The following is a 20,841-nucleotide window of genomic DNA, read 5'->3' as shown; positions in this document are numbered from 1 at the left end:
AACTCTGCCCGGCCTCAGACGAGGCCGAAGGATATCAAGACAGTCAACAAGTGAGGGAAACACCCTATGAGAAGACTTAAGCGTGATCCGTTGGAAAGAGCTTTTTTACGCGGATATCAATATGGCGTTCATGGCAAATCCCGTGAGCTTTGCCCATTTACTCTACCGTCGGTACGCCAAGCCTGGATCAACGGCTGGCGAGAAGGACGCGGCGACAACTGGGACGGTATGACTGGCACTGCGGGAATCCACAGACTCAACGAACTTCACGCCGTCGGCTAATCAGGGCACTTAATTCCGACACACCACCTTTGAATATGTAACGACTTAACCACGCACGTCCTATCCGGGCGGCGGGCTTCGGCCCAGGGGGCTCCTTTATGGAGCCCTTTTTATGGGCTGTGGCTCAGGCTTTTTTGGGCAATGCCGCAATCGCATCCACCGACTGGCGGATCAGTTCAGGGCCCTTATAGATAAAACCGGAGTACAACTGCACCAGGCTGGCGCCCGCGGCGATCTTCTCGGCCGCATGCTTACCTTCGGTAATACCGCCTACCGCGATAATCGGCAAACGACCGGCCAGCTCGGCAGCCAGCACCTTGACGATATGGGTGCTCTTGTCCCGTACCGGCGCGCCCGACAGGCCACCGGCTTCATCGCCATGGGCCAGGCCTTCGACGCCGACCCGGCTCAGGGTAGTGTTGGTTGCAATCACCGCATCCATACCGGCATCCACCAGCGCCTGGGCTACCAGCACGGTTTCTTCATCGCTCATGTCCGGGGCAATCTTGATGGCCAGGGGCACGCGTTTGCCGTGGCGCACGGCCAGGTCTTCCTGGCGCTGGCGCAAGGCTTCGAGCAGTTGCTTGAGCGAGTCGCCAAATTGCAGGCTGCGCAGACCCGGGGTGTTGGGCGAGCTGACGTTGACGGTGACGTAGCTGGCGTGGGCGTAGACCTTGTCTAGGCAGATCAGGTAATCATCCACCGCACGCTCGACCGGGGTGTCAACGTTCTTGCCGATGTTGATGCCCAGGATGCCTTTGTACTTGGCGGCCTGAACCCGCGACAGCAGATGATCAACGCCCAAGTTGTTGAAGCCCATGCGGTTGATGATCGCCTGCGCTTCCGGCAGGCGGAAAATACGCGGCTTGGGGTTACCCGGTTGCGGTCTCGGCGTCACGGTGCCGATCTCGACAAAGCCAAAACCCAATTGCGCGAAGCCGTCGATGGCCGAGCCATTCTTGTCCAGGCCCGCAGCCAGCCCGACCGGATTGGGAAAATCGAGCCCCATCACCGACACCGGCATTTTTGCCGGTGCCTTGCATACCAGGCCATTGAGCCCCAGGCGGCCGCCCGCGCCGATCAGGTCCAGGGACAGATCGTGGGAGGTTTCCGGGGAGAGTTTGAACAACAGCTGGCGGGCCAGGGTATACATGGGCGGGCTAGACTCGGATGGCAGCGAAAGGTGGCGCCGATTATAGCCGGGGTCACACCATGCACGCGAGGCGTGCCGGCCAAACCTTACTAACGCTGCTGCACCAGCGCCTCATAACGCGACCAGATCTTTTCTGCATAGCGCATGCGCAGTGCCTCACGCTCGGGCCCGGTGCCCGCGTTGTAGGCCCCCACCGCCGTCCAGTTGTAGCCAAACCGCTGGATGAATTCGGCCAGAATCGAAGCCGCCACCTCCACCGACAGGCAGGGCTCACGCAATAGCCGCTCCTCGGTAATGCCCGACTGGAGCAGGCGGGGCAAATGGATGCTGTTGATTTGCATCAGGCCGATATCCCGGCTGCCGTTGCGGTTGGCAGGGTTGACCGCCTCTGGCCGATTATCCGACTCCACGGCAGCGATGGCCTGCAGCAATTCCGGCTCGATATCGTAGCGACGGGCCGTTTCCTCCCAGCAAAAGGCCAGCGCCTGCTCACTGCTCATCACCGCCATAAACAGGAAGGCCCTGCGCCAGAACCTACCCATGGCTGACTCGGCCGCAGGTCAAGCACACCTGCCCAGCCGCTCTCATGCGCGTCTCGGTCTCCACTGGGCATGTAAAGCGATACCCTCTGCCATAGATCGTCTTGATAAATGTCTTGTCGGCGCCAAGGTGTTTGCGCAGCGAATAGATACAACGTGTCAGCGACTCCTCGGCAACTTCCCCCTGGGGCCACGCCTGCTCCAACAGATGATCCTTGGTCATCAGCACCCCGCCAGACCCCAACAGCAACCGCAGAACCTGCAACTCCTTGGGCGGCAGTTGAACGTCCGTGGTCCTGCCGGTCAGGCGGCCATCGCCATGCAACGTCCAATGGGCAAAGACCAGTGAAGTCGTCGGCATACGTTCATCCACGACGGCCATAGCTACCTCGGCATCCAACTAATGACATTGAAATCCTTATTTTCCATACGGGCTCCAGCGCCCACGCCACGACTATAGAAACCTGCTTCGCAAGCCACGCTAGGAAAAAAGCCATAGATCCGGCGACTTCAAGAACTGCCCTGTCGGAATTTTCTTCAACCATCTGGCGCCCATTGTTGATAGACCTCGTACAGCTCAACCCCAAGTCGATCCTCCAACTGCACCAGCTCACCCAAGGCAAACAGCTGGCCGTTGACCCGCACCTCAACGCTATGGATGACCGTGGGCGCCAACGGCAACACCTTCCCAGGCGCAAAGGCGGCCAGGCGCCTGCGACTGATCAGTTGTTCCTGCAGAAGAATTTCCAGATGCATGGGTTAACGCCTTATTCACGGAGAGAGATCACTGCCCGGTCGTACAAACGCGCGTTGCACCCGCTCGTACTGCGCCGCAGTCAAGGGCGGAGGCCCCAAGCCTGCAGACATGCCCTGCCCTTCGCTGCTGACCACCCGGGCCTGAACCACAAACAGACGAACCTCGGCAGGATCGCTTCGCGCCACGCCGTACGCCGGCTCGCGCGCGTCACGCCGGAACGCTCCCAGCCACAGGCGCCGGCCCTGGGGCACGCGCACCACCGTGCTCACACTCACACGCCCAACGGCTGTGGGTTTACTACGCCGCCCCACCTCACTGACCTGGCGGCCATCCTGCACATTGAGCAACATCTCGATTTGATTCGCTTCAACAATGCGCGGCAGCACACTGACCTGAGAACCATAGGGCACAGGTTTCCAGTCAGCCGTGTCGTTTCCGGGAGCCGGCAGGTAAAAGGTATGGTTGTCTTCGAACACGGCCGGTACGTTCTCCTGGGTAAGCACCACCGGTAACGTCACCACCCTTGCACGGCGTCGACGTTCAAGCGCGGCGATCTGCTCCATCAACTGCCGGTCTTCCAGCGGCGCCGGAACGTGCGCGTTTGATGCGCTGGTTTGATTGTCCGGGACGAGGTTCAGCTTTTTCATGTCGTCACGGTTCATGTCCACCAGCCACAACGAGACTTCGACGGCTCGCCTGGGCGTGTCCAGTTCCGCCACCAGTTGCTCGATAAACTTCACCTGTGCAGGTTTACCCTTGATCAGCAGGCTGTTGGTATCGGCATAAGCGGTCACCCCAAGGCTCCGGTCAGCCAGCGGCCCCTTGTGCTCACTCGCCAGCAGGGCCTGGATCGTCGACGCCATGCCCGGCACGGTCACCTTCTGGTCGCCCATGGCGTACTCGCGGTCGGCCACAGGGGTATTCAGCACGTGAGCCACGCCAAAGGCCTGGCTACCCACGCGCAGCCCGGCGCGCTGGCGGTCCATCAATTGAGCCAGGCGCAACACCTGGTCGACGTAGTTGGGCGGCCCCGACACATAGAAGGTGCGCCCCTCGCTGACGCGCAAGGGGTAGCGCGTCTCATCGAGCCCCGAACGACGCATGAGGCTGCGAAACCGGTCGATGGAAAGATGCCGCAGCGCCACCACCGAGCTTTTCGCCTCACTGGCGTCATAGACAAAAATCGCTTGCCCATCGCCATACCAGATCAAGCCGTGCTGCAGCGCCAGGGACTCCAGCGTCTGTTGCGATGCGTCGAGCGCCAGCACCCCACTGAAACGTTGACGCGCCACTTCCCGGCTCACAACCACGGGCACGCCCAAGGGCACCGACAAAGCGCTGAAAACAGTGTGCAGGCTCTCGTCCCGCGCTTCATAGGTGGCGCCCCTGGCGAGCATGTTCCCCAGCATCAGCGCGGCAAACAGCAGCCCGCGACAACGCCGCAGGCGAGACATCAATGCAGTGAAATCAGCGTACACCGTGGGGTTCCTGGGGCGGCCTGGGTTTAAGAAGCGGCCATACTGAGAGCCAGCCCGATTTCAATCTTGATGGAAAGTTGACGAGCGATTGCCCCTGCCGGCCCGTGGCATGTGCCTTGCTATGCACTCCGTATCAAAGCGCGCACCAACGGCGGAGCGGGCTGATGGACAAAGGCGTCGTTACCCGCCATGACGTGCACCGTCATCTGCGGGAACGGCGCTTTTTTTTGAAAGAAAAGGTAGGTGTTGATGAGCGATTCGGTTGGCAACAGCCCGATAAACGACCCGCTGGCATGGGTCAACGGCAGTGATGCCCCGGAAAAGAGCAGCCTCGACCTGGGCTTCATGGCCTTGAGCGATTGCGCGTCCCTGGTGGTGGCCGCGACCCAGGGTTTCGCCCAGCCCTATGGCCTGACCCTGAACCTCAAGCGCCAATCCTCATGGGCCAACCTGCGGGATAAACTGGTCAGCGGCGAACTGCACGCCGCCCACAGCCTGTACGGGTTGATCTATGCCGTGCACCTGGGTATCGGCGGCGTCGCGCCCACCGAGATGGCGGTATTGATGGGGCTCAATCAGAACGGCCAGAGCATCAACCTCTCCCACGGCCTGCAGCAGCAGGGGGTGGTCACTCCTGAGGCACTGGACCGCCACGTGCACCAAAGCCGAACAAAACTGACCTTTGCCCAGACCTTTCCCACAGGCACGCACGCCATGTGGTTGTATTACTGGCTCGCAAGCCAAGGCATTCATCCGTTGCAGGACGTGGACAGCGTCGTGGTCCCGCCCCCGCAAATGGTTGCACACCTGCAGGCCGGGCGTATCGACGGCTTTTGCGTCGGCGAACCCTGGAGCGCCAGCGCAGTCGCGCAAAGCCAGGGCTTTACCCTGGCGACCACCCAGGCGATCTGGCCCAATCATCCGGAAAAAGTGCTCGGCTGCACCCAGGCATTCGTCGACCAATACCCCAATACCGCCCGGGTATTGGTGATGGCCATCCTCGAAGCCAGCCGGTTTATAGAAGAGAGCACCGAAAACCGCCGTTCCACCGCGCAGTTGCTCAGCGGCCGTGACTATCTGGATGCCCCGCTCAATTGCATCGAACCGCGCCTGCTGGGCACTTATGACGACGGCCTGGGCAACCAGTGGCAAGACCCCCACGCGCTGCGCTTTTTTGCTGACGGCGAGGTAAACCTGCCGTACCTCTCAGACGGCATGTGGTTCATGACCCAGTTTCGCCGCTGGGGCCTGCTGCGCGACGACCCCGACTACCTGGGCGTTGCGCGCCAGGTGCAGCAACTGGCGCTGTATCGCCAGGCGGCCGAGGCGTTGGGCATCAGTGCAGCGCAACGCGACATGCGCAGCAGCCAGTTGATCGACGGCAAGGTGTGGGATGGCTCTGACCCGGCCGACTACGCCCGCAGCTTTCGCCTGCATGCGCTGGCCGATCACGCCAGCCGCCAAGCCTTGCGCTGACAGGAGTACTTCCATGCTGCGAATCCTGTTGATCAATGACACCCCGCGCAAGGTCGGACGCCTCAGAACCGCACTGATCGAAGCCGGTTTTGAGGTGATCGATGAGTCGGGCCTGACCATCGACCTGCCGGCACGCGTCGAAACGGTGCGCCCGGACGTGATCCTGATCGATACCGAGTCACCGGGCCGCGATGTGATGGAACAGGTGGTGCTGGTCAGCCGCGACCAACCCCGGCCGATCGTGATGTTTACCGATGAACATGACCCGGATGTGATGCGCCAGGCAATCAAGTCTGGCGTCAGCGCCTACATCGTCGAAGGTATCCAGGCCCAGCGCCTGCAGCCGATTCTCGACGTGGCAATGGCCCGCTTCGAAAGCGACCAGGCCCTGCGCGCCCAGCTTCAGGCCCGGGACCAACAGTTGGCCGAGCGCAAACGCATCGAACTGGCCAAGGGCATGTTGATGAAAATGAAAGACTGCAATGAGGAAGAGGCCTACACCCTGATGCGCCGCCAGGCCATGAGCCGCCAGCAGAAACTGATCCAGGTGGCTGAGCAGATTATCGCCATGAGCGAGTTGCTCGGCTGATTTGGCTCATCTCTTGCTAAACAATCAACACAGGTAACCAACGGCGGTTGCCCCTCCACGACAAAGACGTCGCACATCCGGTTTGCCCACGCGAACCCGGTGGCGGCGTTTTTTCGTTTTTGGCCCCCGTCATGGGGGCCGGTGGGGTGGCCTCAGCCGGCGACTCCATCACCAGGCCTTCTTACAAGACTCCCAACCGTTGAGGTGCGTGATGAAATCAAGCTTCTGGAAATCCGGGCACACCCCGACCCTGTTTGCCGCGTTCCTGTATTTCGACCTGAGCTTCATGGTCTGGTATTTGTTGGGCCCGCTGGCGGTGCAGATTGCCGCCGACCTGCACCTGACCACCCAGCAACGCGGCCTGATGGTGGCCACTCCGATCCTGGCGGGTGCGGTGCTGCGCTTTTTAATGGGCATGCTGGCCGACAAGCTGTCGCCCAAGACCGCCGGGATGATGGGTCAGGTCATCGTGATCGTCGCGTTGTTCGGCGCCTGGAAACTGGGGATTCACACTTACGAGCAAGCGTTGCTGCTGGGACTGTTCCTCGGCATGGCCGGCGCTTCCTTCGCGGTGGCATTGCCCCTGGCCTCGCAGTGGTACCCGGCGGAACACCAGGGCAAGGCCATGGGCATTGCCGGTGCCGGTAACTCGGGCACCGTGTTCGCGGCCTTGCTGGCGCCCGTGCTGGCGGCGGCGTTTGGCTGGAGCAATGTATTCGGTTTCGCACTGATTCCGCTGATCCTGACCCTGATCGTGTTCGCCTGGCTGGCGCAAAATGCGCCTGAGCGCCCTAAAGCGAAATCCATGGCTGACTACTTCAAGGCCCTGGGTGACCGCGACAGTTGGTGGTTCATGTTTTTCTACAGCGTAACCTTCGGCGGCTTTATCGGCCTGGCCAGTGCCCTTCCCGGTTACTTCAACGACCAGTACGGCCTGAGCCCGGTGACCGCAGGCTACTACACCGCCGCCTGCGTGTTCGGTGGCAGCCTGATGCGCCCCCTGGGCGGTGCCCTGGCCGACCGCTTCGGCGGGATCCGTACCCTGCTCGGCATGTACAGCGTGGCGGCAATCTGCATTGCGGCGGTGGGTTTCAACCTGCCCAGTTCCTACGCGGCGCTGGCACTTTTCGTCTGCACGATGCTCGGCCTGGGCGCAGGCAACGGCGCGGTATTCCAATTGGTGCCACAGCGTTTCCGGCGTGAAATCGGCGTAATGACCGGCCTGATCGGCATGGCCGGCGGCATCGGCGGCTTCGCCCTCGCCGCCGGGATGGGCGCCATCAAGCAAAGCACCGGCAGCTATCAATTGGCCCTGTGGTTGTTCGCCAGCCTGGGCGTGCTGGCCTGGTTCGGCCTGCATGGCGTCAAGCGTCGCTGGAGAACCACCTGGGGCTCGGCGGCCGTGACTGCTGCGCGCGTCTGATGAGCCTGCAACTGAGCGTCGCCCAGGCCAGCGCCATCGGCCCCCGGGCAGAAAACCAGGACGCGCTGCGGGTGGTCACGCCCGTGGCGGAACTGGCCGCAAGCAAAGGTTACCTGTGCGCCATGGCCGACGGTGTCAGCCAATGCGCCGACGGTGGCCTGGCTGCCCGCTCGACCTTACAGGCCCTGGCCATGGACTACTACGCCACGCCGCAAACCTGGGGCGTGGCACAGGCACTGGAACGCTTGCTGCTGGCGCAAAACCGCTGGCTGCAGGCCAATGGCGGTGGCCAGCCGTTGCTGACCACGCTCAGCGCCCTGGTATTTCGCGGGCAACGTTTCACCCTGGCGCATGTGGGCGATTGTCGGGCGTATCGCTGGCTAGACGGCGAGTTGCAGCGCATCAGCGAAGATCACGTGTGGGAGCAGCCGGGCATGCAGCATGTGCTCAAGCGTGCGCTTGGCCTGGATCAACACCTGGTGCTGGATTTTCTCGACGGCCAATTGCGTGAGGGCGAATGCTTCCTGCTGCTCAGCGATGGCGTTTGGGCCACCCTGGGCGATCACAGCATCCGCGCGATCCTGCGCGAGCAGACTGACCTGGACCTGGCGGTAAACACGCTGGTCAACGCGGCGCACCTGGCCGGTAGCCAGGACAATGCAAGCGCCCTGCTGGTGCGCATCGATACCCTCGGCGAAGCCACGCTGGGCGATGCCCTGGTGCACTTGCAGCAGTGGCCCGTGCCGCCGACCTTGAAACCCGGCCAACACTTCGAGGGCTGGCAGGTAGACGCCCTGCTGGCGCAAAGCCGCCAGTCATTGTTATACCGAGTACGCGATGCCCAGCAGCAACCCTGGCTCCTGAAAACCCTGCCGCTGAACCGCGACAACGACAGCGACGCCGGCCAGGCCCTGCTCGCGGAAGAATGGTTCTTGCGACGCGTGGCCGGTCGGGCGTTTCCCGAAGTTCATGCGGCCAGCGCGCGTCAGCATTTGTATTACGTGATGCGCGAATATCGGGGACAGACCCTCGCCGAACTTTTCCAGCGCCAGGGCCCGTTACCCCTGGCGCAGTGGCAGTGCGTGGCAGAGCGCTTGCTGCGAGCGGTGGGCATGTTGCATCGCCGCCAGATCCTGCACCGCGACATCAAGCCGGAAAACCTGCTGCTGGGAGACGACGGTGAGTTGCGTGTGCTGGATTTTGGGCTGGCATATTGCCCGGGCCTTTCAGAGGATCAAGCCCATGCGCTGCCCGGGACCCCAAGCTTTATCGCACCCGAGGCCTTCAATGGCGAGCGTCCTACGCCTCAGCAGGATTTATACAGTGTTGGCGTCACGCTGTATTACCTGCTGACCGGGCACTACCCCTACGGCGAAATCGAAGCCTTCCAGCGGCCCAGGTTCACTCAGCCGTTCAGCGCCAGCCGCTATCGCCCCGACCTGCCGGACTGGCTACCGCTCAGCCTGGAGCGAGCCGTGGCGGCACAACCTGCACAACGCTACGAAACCGCCGAAGAATGGTTGCTGGTGCTGGAGCAAGCCGATCGACGCGAGCTGAGCATTCGCCCCGAGTCACTGCTGGAGCGCGAACCGTTGAAGGTCTGGCGAACCCTGGCGCTGCTGTCGCTGCTGATCAACCTGATACTGCTGTATTCACTCTTTCATAGCTGAATTCATCTACACGAGGGAACCCTCATGAATGCAAAAGTCTGGCTGGTGGGCGCTGGCCCCGGCGACCCGGAGTTGTTGACCCTCAAGGCGGTACGGGCAATGAACGAAGCCGATGTGGTGTTGATCGATGACCTGGTCAACCCAGTGGTACTGCAGCACTGCACCGGGGCGCGGGTAGTTACTGTGGGTAAACGTGGCGGCTGCCGCTCAACCCCGCAGGACTTTATCCACCGCCTGATACTCCGTTACGCACGCCAGGGCAAGTGTGTGGTGCGGCTTAAGGGCGGCGACCCGTGCATCTTCGGGCGCGGAGGCGAAGAAGCCATGTGGCTGCGCGAGCGCGGCGTCGAAGTGGAGCTGGTCAACGGGATTACCGCCGGGTTGGCGGGCGCGACCAACTGCGCCATTCCACTGACATTGCGTGGTGTCAGCCGCGGCGTGACCCTGGTTACGGCGCACACTCAGGACGACAGCCAACTCAATTGGCGTGCCTTGGCTGAAGGCGGCACAACGCTGGTGATTTATATGGGCGTGGCCAAGCTGGAAGAGATCCGTCAGCAGTTGCTGGAAGGCGGGATGGCCGCGGATATGCCTGTCGCGATGATAGAAAATGCGTCGCTGCCCCAGCAGCGCGAATGCCGCAGCGATCTATCGAGAATGCAGGAAGATGCACACGAATTTGCCTTGAAGAGCCCGGCCATCCTGGTGATAGGCCGTGTCGCCGCCGCCGAACAGGCGGCTTATGTCGCAACTGCGATAAGTGCCTGAGACAAATTTCACGCAAAAAAAACCCGGCCGGAGCCGGGTTTTTTTCTACATCTCAGTGATTACTGAGCGGTAGCTTCAACCGACGCTTCTACGCGACGGTTAACAGCACGACCAGCTTCAGTTGCGTTGTCGGCAACTGGGCGGGATTCGCCGTAACCTACAGCAGTTACACGGCTAGGAGCCACGCCGTCTTTAACCAGGACTTGCTTAACAGCGTCAGCACGACGCTGGGACAGCTTCTGGTTGTAAGCGTCTGGACCTACGGAGTCAGTGTGACCAGCAACTTCTACGTTGGTAGCTGGGTACTGAGCCATGAAGTCGGCCAGGTTTTTCACGTCGCCGTAGCTGTTAGGCTTAACAACGGCCTTGTCGAAGTCGAACTTAACGTCCAGCTCAACACGAACAACCTGAGCAACTGGAGCTTCTGGCTCTGGAGTTGGCTCTGGAGCTGGTGCTGGGGTAGGAGCTGGAGCAGCTGCGCCAGCGTTACCGCCGAAGTTCACGCCCAGGCCGACCAGTGCGGAGTAGTCCCACTTGCCGTTGTCCAGACCGTAGTCAGCTTCAACACCGGCACGAGCGTACAGGTTGTTGGTGAAGTAGTACTTCACACCGGTACCAACGGTAGCGAAAGTGGTCTGGTCGCGACCGCTGTGGCCGTCAGCCAGTACGTTGGTACGGCTCTGGTGACCGAAACCGCCTTCTACGTATGGACGCAGGCTGTCTACGCCAGCTTGACCGAAGTGATATTGGGCAACGAGGCTGCCGGTATCACCTTTGATCTTCTGGTTGCCAGTACCGTCGTTCGAACGGGTGTGGTTGGTCTTGTCGTAGGACAGGTTCAAGGACAGGTCGTCGGTCAGGAAGTAACCGATGCGAGCGCCAGGGTTGAAGCCGTCTTCGATGTGCTTGACGCTATCGTTGTACTGCTTCTTGTAGAACAGCTCGCCTTCAACTGCGCCTTGGCCTTGTGCCAGAACGCCGAAAGAAGTAGCGGCAATAAGAGAACCAATGGCCAAGCCCAAGGTGTTTTTCAGTTTCATCCGTTAAATCCCCATCTGGTGATTGTAAAGCAGTCCCACAAACCGGGGGACAACTCGGCGACAAGTCTAACAGAACTTGCCTACACGTAAGAGATATTTGCCACGCACTAAGTTTCAGTCTCGCCCGCAAATTTCTCACGTAATTTATCTAGAGCACGCTTGTAACGCATTTTTGTAGCACTCAAACCCATGTGCATGATGTCAGCGATTTCCTGGAATTCCAGCTCTGCGACAAAACGTAGCACCAGAATTTCCCGGTCAATCGGGTTCACATACACCAACCAGCGATCAAGTCCGCCCTTCTCCTCGGGTGCCGGCGCCTTTTCTTCAGACGCCTCCTCAAGGGGGTCAAGACTCAACGCGTCCATCAAGCGACGCTTTCGCCGTTCCTTGCGATACTGCGTGATGCACTCGTTGTACGTGATGCTGTATAGCCAGGTCTTGAACTTCGATTTGCCCTCGAAGTTCTTCAGGCCGTACAACACCTTGAGCATCACTTCCTGACAGACATCATCCGCATCTCTATCGTTCCCTAAATACCTTGAACAAACGTTGAACAGAGTGCGTTGATATCTGCGCATCAATTCTTCGTACGCGCGAGTTACGTGAAACAGCTCCGTGTGCGCGCGCGCGACCAACTCCTCATCAGAGAGCTCACGGGGGTCATAGCGCGTGGACAGCGTTTGGGCTTTATTCAAAACAAGTCGTGCCGACAGTCAGGTCAATGTCCGCTACAGCCCGGTCAGCCGGGTTTGCGGCGGCGTACATTAGCAGGGTTTGCCGGATTAGCGGCTATTGACCTGCTGCTCCAGGAGAATCCGATTGGACAGCGACACCAGGTCGCCGTCGTCGGTCAGCACCGTCGTCTTGACTGTACCGATCTCCTCGATTTGCCCTTCGACCTCGCCCACACGTACGTGTTGCCCCACCTGATACAACTCACGCACATAGATTCCAGCCAGGATCTGACCGGCAATTTCCCGACTTCCCAAGCCCATGGCTAGCGCAACAGCCAGACCAACGGTAATCAAAACGATCACGATCACGTGGTTCAGCAGGTCAGTCTTGACTTCCAATTGGCTGATCGCGACCGAAATACTGATGATGATCACCAGCCCTTGGGCGATTCGCCCCAGGTCGGCGGCATAGTCCAGCCCAACGCCTTCGGCGGCGCCGCGCACCAGCCCATTGGCCAGTTGCGCCAGCAGAACGCCTACCAGCAGCACCAGCGCGCCGCCGAAAACCTTCGGCAAATACAGCGCCAGCATGTCGAGCGTAGCTGAAACTCGCTCGAGTCCAAGGGATTGAGCGGCAGAAACCAGGAAAATCAGCAGCACAAACCAATAAACGATCTTGCCGATCAATGTGGAGATCGGCACTTGCAACCCGGCGCGCCCCAGCAGCTTGGTCAGGCCGGTACCCGCCATCAGGCGGTCAAGGCCTAGTTTCGCAAGCAACTTCGATAGCAGGGTGTCGAGCAGCTTGGCCACGACAAAGCCCAGCAATACCAGCACCAACGCACCAAACAGGTTGGGAATGAAGTTCGCCACCTTGGTCCACAATGCGGTCATCGCGGTGACCAGGCTCTGGGTCCAGAGATCAAGTTCCATATTCAATCAGCCTTATCAGCAGTGCGAGCAAGAGGTTTATGACGGGAAACCGGCGATACGTGGGCCGAACCGTTGTTCAGGGCCATCATCAACGCAGGCAGCCAGCGACCGAGCAGACCGAACAGATCACCCGCCCCCACCTGCCGGTTGGCGGTTTTCAACACGCGGCCAAGGCAAGCATCGTCGTCGCGGTTGGACGGCGAGGCATTGAGCATGTCACGCAAAGACTGTTCGAACGGATCGTGCATAAAAGACCTCTCGCAAGTGTTTTAAAAGACGAGGGTAAAATTCGTCGGGTCACATGAGACCCTTCCTACGTTCAGGTCATATTCAGCTCAAACCCAGCGTAATCGTCGAAATAGCCACCATTGTCCCAGGGCGACCGACACCATCAACAGGCAAGCAACCATGAATCCATAAGGACTCGTCGATAACGGTATGCCGCCCACATTGATCCCCAGCAAGCCGGTCAAAAAACTCATCGGCAGGAAAATTCCGGTGATGATCCCGAAGCGGTACATGGTGCGATTCATGCGCACGCTCAAGCGCCGGTCTTCGGCCTCAAGCACAAGCCCCACGCGCTCTCGGGTCAGTTCGAGCTCCTCGAGGTAACGCGTCAGGCTGTTGTTCAATTCGTTCCAGTAGTCGGCATCGTCGTCACAAAACCATGGCAACTTGATGCGTGTGAGCTGGGCAAAAATATCCCGTTGCGGCGCCAGGAAACGCTTGAGCCCGGCCGCGCGCCGACGGATCTGCAAAATGCTGCCGTGCTCCGGCGTATACCGTTCGTCGGTATCGAGTTTTTCTTCCTCGGTATCCACGACTTCCGACAGGTCCGTGACCAGATCCTGCACTTTATTGGTCAGGTACTGCGCCATATAAAGGATGAGTTCAGACGCGGTTTTGGGGCCTTTGCCGTCCGCCAGCTCCACCAGTAGCTCATCGGTGGCGCGCAGCGGGCGCAAGCGCAGGGAGATCACGCGGCTGGCGGCAGCGAAAATGCGCACCGAGACCATGTCTTCCGGCTCGGTCCCTGGGTTGAGGTTAACCCCGCGCAGAAACAACAGCAGTTCGGCCTCCGGCAACGGCAACAAGCGCGGGCGGGTGTTTTCCTCCAGCAAAAGGTCGCAGGCGAACTCGCTCAGCCCACTGGATTTGCGCAGCCAGGTCTGGGTTTGGGGGTGGCTGCGATCCCAGTGCAACCACAGGCTTTCCTGGGGCTGCAGTTGCAGGTCGTCGAGCTCAGTCCGGGCAATCGAACGCGCACCGCCTTTACCGTCCAGCACCAGGGCATGCACCAGCCCCCATTGCGCGTTTTCTTCCTCGAACATCCTCACCCCTGTCGGCTATTGCTGTTTATTCAGGCATTTTCAGCGGTCTTGGCGAGACGATCACACCGTTATTGTCGGCGTAGATGTACTCGCCCGGGCGGAACGTCACACCCGCAAAGGTGACCACCACGTTCAGGTCGCCAATACCGCGCTTGTCGGTCTTCATTGGATGGCTGGCCAGGGCCTGCACACCCAGATCGGTCTGGGCAATGACATCGACATCACGGATGCAACCGTAGATCACCAGGCCTTCCCAGCCATTTTTTGCGGCTTTTTCGGCGATCATGTCGCCCAGCAACGCGCGGCGCAGAGAACCACCACCGTCGACTACCAATACCTTGCCGGCACCCGGCTGGTCAGCTTGTTCCTTGACCAGCGAGTTATCTTCGAAGCACTTGATGGTGACAATTTCACCACCAAAGGAATCACGGCCGCCGAAATTGCTGAACATCGGCTCGACCACCTGCACCAGTTCCGGGTAGGCGTCGCACAGGTCTGGGGTCACGTAATGGTTCATTGAAAAATTCCTTTCTGCCAAAGAAGTGTCTTTCGAAAGAGGCGCCAGCGAGGCCGGCGCGCAACATCCCACCCGCTTCACCGCAACGCAATAGCGGCGAAGCGACTGAATATGACCAGAAGCGTTTAACGCGTCATATCTTAGCCGCAACCTTGCAGGAGCGAAACGCCCATGGCAGAGCCCTGCATCAGACCGGCGCCAAAGCCTCGGCCGGCGCCGCAAATAAAGGTGTGAGCGGGTCTTTCAACCAGCGCTCGACCAACGGCCACACTTCGACCTGGGCGGCTTTACTGACCAGCATCTCCACGTGGCCGAAATCTCCGCTAAAACCCTGCTGGCGCCCCAGGCACAGGTACTGCCGATGCTCGGCGCCGACCTGCTCGAACAGCTTGCGACAAGCCCAGTCCGGGTCCTGTTGGTCGCCCACGGCACTGACTGCCAGCAGCGGCACATCGACGTCCGCCAGGCCCTTCCACCAGTCACGCTCGCGGTCGCCGAACCGCCCGAACAGGCCGTTCCAGCGCATGGCCTCGATCATCACCCCGGCCGGTTCATCCTCGGGGCCCCGTTTGAATCGCGGGCCGGACAGTTGGGCAAGACGCTTGAGAATGAAACGGCCGCCCCACTCCACCGGTGGAATTTTCAACGGCCAGTGGGTACGGCTTACCTGACAGCCGAACAACGCCACCGACGCCACCGCCGGCGCCCCCAGAAACTGCCCACCAAGGGCGGCCGCCAGGGTAATACCGCCAAGGGAGTGGCCGATCCAGTGCGGAATTTGCGCGCTTTGCTCACGCACAAACGCACCGATGGCCGGTAAATCGTAACGCGCGTAATCGGCGATACGATTTTTGACGTAGTCGTGGTTGCGTTTGGACAGGCCATGACCGCGCATTTCCGGGATCCACACATCAAACCCCTGCCGCGCCAGGTAGGCGCCCAGGCCGATGCCCTTAGGCGAGTACCAGAAGCGCCGATTGGAAAAACTGCCATGCAACAAAATAACCGGGGTGCCGCGGGTTTGCGCGACATCGGCCAGGCCCAACCGGGTAACCGCCAGCTCGACGGTGCCGTCGGGGCTGTTACCGGGTTTGAGGCGGTACACGTCTTCACTCAAGTCGCCACGACGTTCAGCGCTGATCAAGGCGACAGGAAACAAATTGCTGCTGCTTTGCATAATGCTCTTGCACAAAAAAGGGCGGCGTCCGCAAGGATTCCCGCCCTGTACAGATAAGAATGCCGGTCACCCTCAACGAGTGACCGGCACTTTTGACGTAGCGACCTTAGGCGGACGCCTGGCCCTCGGCCAGGAAGAACCAGGTTTCCAGCACCGAATCGGGGTTCAGCGAGACGCTTTCGATGCCCTGTTCCATCAGCCACTTGGCCAGGTCAGGGTGATCGGACGGGCCTTGGCCGCAAATACCGATGTACTTGCCGGCCTTGTTACAGGCCTGAATGGCGTTGGCCAGCAGCTTCTTGACCGCGGGGTTACGCTCGTCGAACAAGTGGGCGATGATCCCCGAGTCGCGGTCCAGGCCCAGGGTCAATTGGGTCAGGTCGTTGGAGCCGATGGAGAAGCCGTCGAAGAACTCCAGGAACTCTTCGGCCAGGATGGCGTTGGACGGCAGTTCGCACATCATGATGACGCGCAGGCCGTTTTCGCCACGGGACAGGCCATTTTCAGCCAGCAGGTCCACCACCTGGCTCGCTTCGCCCAGGGTGCGCACGAACGGCACCATGATCTCGACGTTGGTCAGGCCCATCTCATTACGCACGCGCTTCAGTGCGCGACACTCAAGCTCGAAGCAGTCACGGAACGCTTCGCTGATGTAACGCGAGGCGCCACGGAAGCCCAGCATCGGGTTTTCTTCTTCCGGCTCGTAGAGCTTGCCGCCGATCAGGTTGGCGTACTCGTTGGACTTGAAGTCCGACAGGCGCACGATGACCTTTTTCGGGTAGAACGCCGCTGCCAGGGTGCTGATGCCTTCCACCAGCTTCTCGACGTAGAAGCCCACCGGGTCGTTGTAGCCGGCGATGCGCTTGTCGACGCTGTCTTTGATCTCTGGCGGCAGGCCGTCGTAATTGAGCAGTGCCTTGGGGTGCACGCCGATCATGCGGTTGATGATGAATTCCAGGCGGGCCAGGCCCACGCCGGCGTTCGGCAGTTGCGCGAAGTCGAAGGCGCGGTCCGGGTTACCGACGTTCATCATGATCTTGAACGGCAGGTCCGGCATGGCATCAATGGAGTTCTGCTTGATGTCGAAGCCCAGCTCACCTTCGAAGATGAAACCGGTATCGCCTTCGGCGCAGGAAACGGTTACGCCCTGGCCATCCTTGAGCAGTTGGGTTGCATTGCCACACCCGACCACGGCTGGAATCCCCAGCTCACGGGCAATAATCGCCGCGTGGCAGGTACGCCCGCCACGGTTGGTGACGATGGCGCTGGCGCGCTTCATGACCGGTTCCCAGTCCGGGTCGGTCATGTCCGAGACCAGTACGTCGCCTGGCTGGACCTTGTCCATTTCGGACACGTCCTTGATGATCCGCACCTTGCCGGCGCCGATACGCTGGCCGATGGCGCGGCCTTCAACCAGCACGGTGCCGGTCTCTTTGAGCAGGTAGCGTTCCATGACATTGGCCGAGGTACGACTTTTCACGGTTTCCGGGCGAGCCTGCACGATGTAGAGCTTGCCGTCGTCGCCGTCCTTGGCCCACTCGATGTCCATCGGGCACTTGTAGTGCTTCTCGATGATCATCGCTTGCTTGGCCAATTCGCTGACTTCAGCGTCGGTCAGGCAGAAACGCGCGCGCTCGGCCTTGTCGACTTCAACGGTTTTCACCGAGCGACCGGCCTTGGCCTCGTCGCCGTAGATCATCTTGATGGCCTTGCTGCCCAGGTTGCGGCGCAGGATGGCCGGACGGCCGGCCTCGAGGGTTTGCTTGTGTACGTAGAATTCGTCCGGGTTCACCGCGCCTTGTACGACGGTTTCGCCCAGGCCGTAGGCGCCGGTGATAAACACCACGTCACGGAAACCGGATTCGGTATCGAGGGTGAACATCACGCCGGCGGTGCCGGTTTCCGAACGCACCATGCGCTGCACGCCGGCAGACAGGGCCACCAGCTTGTGGTCGAAGCCCTGGTGTACGCGGTAGGAAATAGCGCGGTCATTGAACAGCGAGGCAAATACTTCCTTGGCTGCGCGGATCACGTTTTCCACGCCGCGGATGTTCAGGAAGGTCTCTTGCTGGCCGGCGAAAGAGGCGTCCGGCAAGTCTTCGGCGGTGGCCGAGGAGCGCACTGCAACGGCCATGTCCGGGTTGCCCGCAGACAATGTGGCGAAGGCGGTGCGAATTTCTTCGTTGAGCTTTTCAGGGAACTCGGCTTCCATGATCCATTGGCGGATCTGGGCGCCGGTCTTGGCCAGGGCGTTGACGTCATCGACGTCCAGGGCATCCAGCGCGGCGTGGATCTGAGCGTTCAGGCCGCTCAGTTCGAGGAAATCGCGGTAAGCCTGGGCCGTGGTGGCGAAACCACCGGGCACCGACACACCTGCGCCTGCAAGATTACTGATCATCTCGCCGAGGGATGCGTTCTTGCCCCCTACGTGCTCTACATCATGGACGCCGAGCTTATCGAGGGAAACTACGTACTCTACCAAGGTGATCTCTCCACTTTCTGTGTTGGAAAAGCTCAGGACGCCGGCTGCTCAGTAGGAGCGTTCGCCAGCGCTTGTGGCCTGGACCTGGAAAATAAGTGAGAATGCGGCCCACTGCGGGACGGCAAAATCGCGCCTATCATATCCAAGATTCGCCATCAGCTTAAGGCCCAGGGCTCAAATGAAACGATCTGCTTTCTTTATTTCCGACGGCACCGGCATCACAGCCGAGACACTGGGTCAAAGCCTGCTCGCGCAGTTCGAAAACATTACCTTCGCCAAATTCACGCGCCCCTACATCGACAGCGTGGATAAAGCGCGGGCCATGGTACAACAAATCAATCTGGCGGCTGAAAAAGACGGCTTTCGGCCGATCATTTTCGACACCATCGTCAACCAGGACATTCGTGAGATTCTCGCAACGTCGAATGGTTTCATGATCGACATTTTCTCGACGTTCCTGGCGCCACTGGAGCAGGAGCTGAGTGAACATTCCTCATACTCTGTCGGAAAGTCCCATTCCATTGGGCATAACTCCAATTATATGGAGCGTATCGAGGCGGTTAACTTCGCGCTCGACAACGACGACGGTGCACGTACCCACTACTACGACAAGGCCGACCTGATCCTGGTCGGCGTGTCGCGCTGCGGCAAAACGCCCACCTGCCTGTACATGGCCATGCAATTCGGTATTCGCGCGGCCAACTACCCGCTCACCGAGGACGACATGGAGCACTTGACGCTCCCGGCCGCCCTGCGCGCGCACTCGCACAAGCTGTTCGGCCTGACCATCGACCCGGACCGCCTCACGGCCATCCGCAACGAGCGCAAGCCCAACAGCCGCTACTCCAGCTACGCCCAGTGCGAGTTCGAAGTGCGCGAAGTAGAAAATTTGTTCCGGCGCGAGAATATTGCGCACATCAATTCCACACATTTTTCGGTGGAAGAGATTTCGGCGAAGATTCTGGTGGAGAAAGGCGTGGAGCGGCGCTTCAAATAACCTGTGGGAGGGGCAGCAGCCCCTCCCAAAGGTGGGTCGGTGTACATTCGGATCTACAGATGAAACCTGCCCCCACCCTGCCCCAACGCCGTCGCCAACGCATCAAACCCTGCCCGCAACAACTGATCATTCCCTGACGTATTGCAGATACTCGCCCGTATAAACTGCGGCACCGCCGTCTGCCCCACGGCGAAGGCCTCGGCGGTGGCGATCAGGTAATTGTGCTGCTTGAGCTCCGCGTCGATTTCCGATGCACGCCACGGCTCCGGTACCTCAATCCAAAAGTGCGGGCTGTTGAGGTGGGTGCGGTACGCCAGGCCGGCCAACAGGTCACGCACCAGGGCTTTGCGCCGACTGATCTCAGTGATCTGCTGGCGCAGCAGGTATTCGGCCGTACCATTCTCGATCCACTGCGTGGCCAACTCCAGGGTCACCGGCGTGGCCATCCAGCAGGTTGAACGTAGCGCGGCCGAAATCCGGCTGACCAGCGCCGGCGGCGCATGCACGTAACCCACCCGCAAGCCCGCGGACACCGCCTTGCTCAGGCTGCTGATCAAAATCGTCCGTTCGGGCGCGAAATGGCTCAGGGGGGGCGGCCGGTCTTCCACCAGCACGCCGTGGGCTTCGTCCTCAAGAATCAGCAGATTGTGTTCGCGGCATACCTTGACCAACGCTTCGCGGCGCGCCACCGAAAGCACCGCGGTGGTGGGGTTCTGGATCGTCGGCGTGCAGTACAACGCCGAAATCCGATGGTTACGACACACTTCATCCAGCGCGCTCGGCAACACGCCTTCTTCGTCCATTTCCAGGCCGATCAGGCGTATGCCGAGCATGCGCGCGGCAGTGATCAGCCCTGGGTACGTCAACTGTTCGGTGACCACCGTGTCGCCGGCACGCAACAGCGCCATCATCGAGCAGAGCAGACCATGCTGGCCGCCATTGACGCAGATAACCTGCTCGGGAATCGGATGAAAATCACGCTGCACCAGCCACTGCGCGCCGGCATCGCGATAACGCGGCAGCCCGGCATCGGGGGTGTAGGCGCTGATGTCCTGGAGGAATTTGGCATTAGTCGACAGGGTCTGGAAGCTCTGGGCCAGGAAGGTCGTTTCCTGCCCAGGGATGTGCATGTTGCGACTCATATCAAAATACTGGCGCGGCTCCTCGCTGACGTTGCGAAAGCCTTCATCGCGCTGGCGTTCCATCCCACGCTTGCGTACGAAAGTACCGTCACCGACTCGCGCCACCACCAACCCAAGGCGCTCCAGTTCGCCGTAGGCCCGGCTGATGGTGCCGATGGTCACCCCCAAATTGTCGGAAAGCACCCGATGGGGCGGCAGTTTTCGTCCGGGTTCAATCAAGCCTTCGAGGATGCCCCGCTCCATGACATCAGACAGGCGCTTGTACTTCACGCCCTGCCCGTTGGACAAGCCCTCACGCATAATTGACACCATGTCAATATTTGTTTTGACAGCCATCTTTCGCCCTAATAGTGTGCTTTTACGGGTTCAATCGCCGATTTTTACAACTCATTACAAGCTCAATATAGAGT

The 20,841-nt window shown here is 60.3% G+C and carries 21 protein-coding genes; 7 read left to right on the top strand and 14 right to left on the bottom strand.

All coding sequences use genetic code 11. The features are described from left to right. Positions 1 to 66: 66 nt before the first annotated feature. On the top strand, positions 67 to 282 hold the full coding sequence (gene rmf / locus AB4O23_RS11515) for a ribosome modulation factor (protein WP_002553055.1): 216 nt from the start codon (positions 67 to 69) through the stop codon (positions 280 to 282). Positions 283 to 406: 124 nt separating this feature from the next. Here the strand turns inward: rmf and AB4O23_RS11510 are convergent, their stop codons facing one another. From AB4O23_RS11510 to sctC, 5 genes are all read right to left on the bottom strand, one after another. Continuing rightward, the gene (locus AB4O23_RS11510) at positions 407 to 1,435 is read right to left on the bottom strand and encodes a quinone-dependent dihydroorotate dehydrogenase (RefSeq protein ID WP_017527470.1); all 1,029 of its coding nucleotides are present in this window, start codon (positions 1,433 to 1,435) and stop codon (positions 407 to 409) included. A gap of 89 nt (positions 1,436 to 1,524) precedes the next feature. Then, on the bottom strand, positions 1,525 to 1,977 hold the full coding sequence (locus tag AB4O23_RS11505; protein WP_116079307.1) for a transglycosylase SLT domain-containing protein: 453 nt from the start codon (positions 1,975 to 1,977) through the stop codon (positions 1,525 to 1,527). Further along, complete coding sequence (locus tag AB4O23_RS11500; RefSeq protein ID WP_065878199.1) at positions 1,970 to 2,356, bottom strand: winged helix-turn-helix domain-containing protein; 387 nt, start codon at positions 2,354 to 2,356, stop codon at positions 1,970 to 1,972. The genes AB4O23_RS11505 and AB4O23_RS11500 overlap by 8 nt, the downstream gene beginning before the upstream one ends. A gap of 155 nt (positions 2,357 to 2,511) precedes the next feature. Continuing rightward, a complete protein-coding gene (locus AB4O23_RS11495) occupies positions 2,512 to 2,730 on the bottom strand; it encodes a FliM/FliN family flagellar motor switch protein (RefSeq protein ID WP_017527467.1) in 219 nt (72 codons plus the stop codon). A gap of 15 nt (positions 2,731 to 2,745) precedes the next feature. Beyond that, positions 2,746 to 4,209 carry a type III secretion system outer membrane ring subunit SctC gene (gene sctC / locus AB4O23_RS11490; RefSeq protein WP_083221658.1) on the bottom strand — a complete coding sequence of 488 codons (1,464 nt, stop codon included), beginning with the start codon at positions 4,207 to 4,209 and terminating at the stop codon, positions 2,746 to 2,748. 249 nt (positions 4,210 to 4,458) lie between these two features. On the opposite strand from sctC, the gene AB4O23_RS11485 reads away from it, so the two are divergent. From AB4O23_RS11485 to cobA, 5 genes are all read left to right on the top strand, one after another. Beyond that, entirely contained in the window at positions 4,459 to 5,685 is a 1,227-nt protein-coding gene (locus AB4O23_RS11485; RefSeq protein WP_017527465.1) for a CmpA/NrtA family ABC transporter substrate-binding protein, read from the top strand. 13 nt (positions 5,686 to 5,698) lie between these two features. After that, entirely contained in the window at positions 5,699 to 6,274 is a 576-nt protein-coding gene (locus AB4O23_RS11480) for an ANTAR domain-containing response regulator (RefSeq protein WP_017527464.1), read from the top strand. A gap of 211 nt (positions 6,275 to 6,485) precedes the next feature. After that, positions 6,486 to 7,697, top strand: coding sequence for a nitrate/nitrite transporter (locus AB4O23_RS11475; RefSeq protein WP_017527463.1), 1,212 nt, complete (start codon positions 6,486 to 6,488; stop codon positions 7,695 to 7,697). Further along, positions 7,697 to 9,367: a protein kinase domain-containing protein gene (locus AB4O23_RS11470; protein ID WP_460063233.1), complete on the top strand. Its 1,671-nt coding sequence runs from the start codon at positions 7,697 to 7,699 to the stop codon at positions 9,365 to 9,367. The genes AB4O23_RS11475 and AB4O23_RS11470 overlap by 1 nt, the downstream gene beginning before the upstream one ends. Positions 9,368 to 9,391: 24 nt before the next feature. After that, positions 9,392 to 10,135, top strand: coding sequence for a uroporphyrinogen-III C-methyltransferase (gene cobA / locus AB4O23_RS11465; protein WP_065878206.1), 744 nt, complete (start codon positions 9,392 to 9,394; stop codon positions 10,133 to 10,135). Between the two features lie 59 nt (positions 10,136 to 10,194). On the opposite strand, the gene AB4O23_RS11460 is transcribed toward cobA, so the two are convergent. The 8 genes from AB4O23_RS11460 to ppsA form a co-directional block, all read right to left on the bottom strand. Further along, entirely contained in the window at positions 10,195 to 11,175 is a 981-nt protein-coding gene (locus tag AB4O23_RS11460) for an OmpA family protein (RefSeq protein ID WP_017527460.1), read from the bottom strand. 107 nt (positions 11,176 to 11,282) lie between these two features. Further along, entirely contained in the window at positions 11,283 to 11,873 is a 591-nt protein-coding gene (sigX, locus tag AB4O23_RS11455) for an RNA polymerase sigma factor SigX (RefSeq protein WP_003175518.1), read from the bottom strand. An 87-nt stretch (positions 11,874 to 11,960) separates the two neighbouring features. Beyond that, the gene (locus AB4O23_RS11450) at positions 11,961 to 12,785 is read right to left on the bottom strand and encodes a mechanosensitive ion channel family protein (protein WP_460063230.1); all 825 of its coding nucleotides are present in this window, start codon (positions 12,783 to 12,785) and stop codon (positions 11,961 to 11,963) included. 2 nt (positions 12,786 to 12,787) lie between these two features. Continuing rightward, positions 12,788 to 13,033 (bottom strand): hypothetical protein, encoded by a 246-nt coding sequence (locus AB4O23_RS11445; protein ID WP_017527458.1) that lies wholly within the window; start codon positions 13,031 to 13,033, stop codon positions 12,788 to 12,790. 87 nt (positions 13,034 to 13,120) lie between these two features. After that, positions 13,121 to 14,116, bottom strand: a complete 996-nt coding sequence (locus tag AB4O23_RS11440) for a zinc transporter ZntB (protein ID WP_460150485.1) — start codon at positions 14,114 to 14,116, stop codon at positions 13,121 to 13,123. A gap of 25 nt (positions 14,117 to 14,141) precedes the next feature. After that, positions 14,142 to 14,633, bottom strand: a complete 492-nt coding sequence (gene rraA, locus AB4O23_RS11435) for a ribonuclease E activity regulator RraA (RefSeq protein ID WP_068932263.1) — start codon at positions 14,631 to 14,633, stop codon at positions 14,142 to 14,144. Positions 14,634 to 14,820: 187 nt separating this feature from the next. Then, the gene (locus tag AB4O23_RS11430; RefSeq protein WP_065878210.1) at positions 14,821 to 15,810 is read right to left on the bottom strand and encodes an alpha/beta fold hydrolase; all 990 of its coding nucleotides are present in this window, start codon (positions 15,808 to 15,810) and stop codon (positions 14,821 to 14,823) included. A gap of 106 nt (positions 15,811 to 15,916) precedes the next feature. Continuing rightward, positions 15,917 to 18,292, bottom strand: coding sequence for a phosphoenolpyruvate synthase (gene ppsA / locus AB4O23_RS11425; protein WP_017527454.1), 2,376 nt, complete (start codon positions 18,290 to 18,292; stop codon positions 15,917 to 15,919). A 178-nt stretch (positions 18,293 to 18,470) separates the two neighbouring features. On the opposite strand from ppsA, the gene ppsR reads away from it, so the two are divergent. Beyond that, the gene (gene ppsR, locus AB4O23_RS11420; RefSeq protein ID WP_003193298.1) at positions 18,471 to 19,289 is read left to right on the top strand and encodes a posphoenolpyruvate synthetase regulatory kinase/phosphorylase PpsR; all 819 of its coding nucleotides are present in this window, start codon (positions 18,471 to 18,473) and stop codon (positions 19,287 to 19,289) included. Between the two features lie 53 nt (positions 19,290 to 19,342). Here ppsR and AB4O23_RS11415 read toward each other — a convergent pair whose 3' ends face one another. After that, entirely contained in the window at positions 19,343 to 20,767 is a 1,425-nt protein-coding gene (locus AB4O23_RS11415; RefSeq protein ID WP_460063223.1) for an aminotransferase-like domain-containing protein, read from the bottom strand. Positions 20,768 to 20,841 lie beyond the last annotated feature (74 nt).

It is taken from the genome of Pseudomonas sp. H2_A10 (assembly GCF_054680085.1).
The sequence above is the reverse complement of the archived record's forward strand: the minus strand, read 5'-3'. Positions and strand labels throughout refer to the sequence as shown.